3 protein-coding genes are annotated in these 2,650 nt (G+C 66.0%); 2 read left to right on the top strand and 1 reads right to left on the bottom strand.

Annotation, left to right across the window (positions count from 1 at the left end; genetic code table 11):
- Window positions 1-677, bottom strand: a 677-nt coding sequence (gene folP / locus EN738_RS33255; RefSeq protein ID WP_127287249.1) for a dihydropteroate synthase, incomplete at its 3' end; no start/stop codon positions are given.
- A gap of 85 nt (window positions 678-762) precedes the next feature.
- Between folP and EN738_RS33250 the strand changes: the two genes are divergently transcribed.
- Together EN738_RS33250 and EN738_RS33245 are read left to right on the top strand one after the other, a co-directional pair.
- Entirely contained in the window at window positions 763-1,383 is a 621-nt protein-coding gene (locus EN738_RS33250) for a DUF922 domain-containing protein (RefSeq protein ID WP_127287248.1), read from the top strand.
- Window positions 1,384-1,616: 233 nt separating this feature from the next.
- The coding region (locus EN738_RS33245; RefSeq protein ID WP_127287247.1) for an MFS transporter at window positions 1,617-2,650 on the top strand (1,034 nt) is incomplete at its 3' end.

Genomic DNA, 2,650 nt, shown 5'->3' with positions numbered 1-2,650 from the left:
CCGATGAAGCGCTTTCGCGAAGTTCCGGCCATCAATGGGTGGCCCAGCGCCTGAAGCTCGGCAAACCGCGCCATCAGGTCGAGGTTCTCCTCGGCCGTTTCCTTGGCGAAGCCGAAGCCGGGGTCAAGCACGATCTGATCATCGGCGACGCCGCTGTCCCGCGCGATCTCCAGCGACTTGCGGAGAAAGAAAAGCTGGTCGTCGATGACGTCAGGCAGCTTCTGCCTGCCACGTCCCGTGTGCATGATGACGAGGCCGGCGCCGGTTTCGGCGGCGACGCGTGCAATGCCCGGCTCCCGCTGCAGGCCCCAGACATCGTTGACGATATGCGCGCCGGCGGCGACGGCCAGGCGCGCGGTGTCCTCGCGATAGGTGTCGACCGAGATCAGCGCCTCGCCGGAACCGGCGAGCGCCTCGATGACCGGCAGGACACGCGCCTGCTCTTCCTCTCCGGTCACGGCGGACGCGCCTGGCCTGGTCGATTCGCCACCGACATCGATGACGGCTGCGCCCTCCTCCACCATGCGGCGCGCCTGGCCGAGTGCCGTATCGCGCGCGGCGAACAGCCCGCCATCGGAAAAACTGTCCGGCGTGACGTTGAGGATGCCGACGACGACTGCCTTGCCGCCAAGGTCGAGATGGCGTCCATGCGCCAGCTGCCATCGCCTCGTCGTCATTGTCCGTCAACCATCTTGTGATCCGCTGGAAATCAAATCCGTTGCGCCGAGAGCGGCCGTAAAGCAAGGTGGCCGAAGAGGCAACATGATGAAACGTTCGCTTACCTGCGCCCTGGTTCTCGCGCTGACCGCCCTGCCCGCCGGCGCGGCCAATCTGGTCAAGACCTACAGCTACTTCGCCATTGGCGGCCGCACGCTGGACGACATCGAGACCCAGCTTTCCAAGCACGGCCCGCAGGTGAAGAGCACCGGCTCGCGGCACCCGGGCGCGACGCAGATGGCGTTCACCACCCGCGTCAGCTATGCGGAAAGCTCGGGTTCCTGCCGGGTCGCCGACGCCATCGTGACCGTCAAGGTCAAGGTGATTCTTCCGGAATGGCGCAGTTCGCGCAAGGCCGATGCCGACGTGAAGCTGTTCTGGGACACGCTGTCGGCCGACATCAAGCGGCACGAGGAACGCCATGTCGAGATCGCCAAGAACCACGCCAGGCAGCTGGAAGACGCGCTGAAGGCGAGCTATCCGCAAAAGACCTGTGCCGAAGTCAAGGCGAGAGCCGCGCAGATCACCGCGGCCGAGCTCGCCAGGCACGACCAGGACCAGGTGCGGTTCGACCGCGTCGAGAGCGTCAACTTCGAAAGCCGCATCCTGCGGCTGCTGCGCTACCGGCTCGAGCGCATCGAGACTGGCCAGCTGCCGCCCGCCTGATTTCGCCGGCACCAGGGCGCCCATGGCGCAAGCCAAATTCGCCGAAGCGTAGTGCCAGGCGGCAAAAACTTTCGAGCCCCCGTCGAAATCGGCCTATATGGAACGACATATCTCAGGTTCGCCAAGGCGGAACCTGAAAGGCACGACAACCAATCGACGCGGCTGCGTCGTCGCCCCGGCCGAGCCGGCCGCCTCCCTCAGAGGCGCGCGCAAGCCCACGAGAGAACGAGACCATGGATCAGGCTGTCGACAAGCCGGCGACAATTGCAGCGACGTCGCCGCTGACGGAGAGCGAGAAGAACGCCATCATCGGCGGCGTGCTGTTGTCGATGCTGCTGGCGGCGCTCGACCAGACCATCGTCGCCCCGGCCATGCCGACGATGGCGCGTCTGCTCGGCCATGCCGAATATCTGCCGTGGATCGTCACCGCCTATCTGCTCACCGCAACGGCGATGGCGCCGCTCTATGGCAAGATCTCCGATGTCTATGGCCGCCGGCCAACCCTCTACGCGGCTATCCTGATCTTTCTCGCCGGATCGCTGGTCAGCGCAATCGCGCCCAACATGCTGGTGCTTATCGTCGGACGCGCTATCCAGGGCGCCGGCGGCGGCGGCTTGTTCGCATTGGCCCAGACGGTGATCGGCGACCTCGTGCCGCCGCGCGAGCGGGCGCGCTATGCGGCCTGGATCGCGGGCACATGGGCCGTTGCCGGCATTACCGGCCCGCTGCTCGGCGGTACCTTCGCCGAGCATCTGCACTGGTCGCTGATCTTCTGGATCAACCTGCCGCTCGGCCTGCTGGCCATGGCGATCATCAACAAGCCGCTGAAGAAGCTGCCGATCGCGGCAAAGCATCATCGCATCGACGCTCTCGGCGCGGCGCTGCTGATCGCGGCCACTGCCCTGCTGCTGCTGGCGCTTAACTGGGGCGGCAGCGCCTATCCCTGGCTGTCGCGCGAAATCCTCGGGCTGCTCGCCAGTTCGGCGGTTATCTGGGGCGCTTTTGCGCTGCGGCTCATGCGCGCCGACGAGCCGCTGATCTCGCTCGAGGTGCTCAGCAACCCGATCGTGCTGGCCGGCACCTTGTCCTTGTTCCTGCTGCAGGCCGCCAATATCGGCCTGGCGGTCTATCTGCCGGTCTACCTGCAGTCGATCGTCGGGCTTTCGGCCAGCGAATCGGGCATTGCGCTGCTCGGGCTGATGCTCGGCACCGTCGCCGGCGCCACGTTCAGCGGGCGCACGATACCGCGCTTCGTCCACTACAAGCG

This window comes from Mesorhizobium sp. M4B.F.Ca.ET.017.02.2.1 (assembly GCF_003998955.1).
GTDB classification, from domain to species: Bacteria; Pseudomonadota; Alphaproteobacteria; order Rhizobiales; family Rhizobiaceae; genus Mesorhizobium; species Mesorhizobium abyssinicae.
The sequence above is the reverse complement of the archived record's forward strand: the minus strand, read 5'-3'. Positions and strand labels throughout refer to the sequence as shown.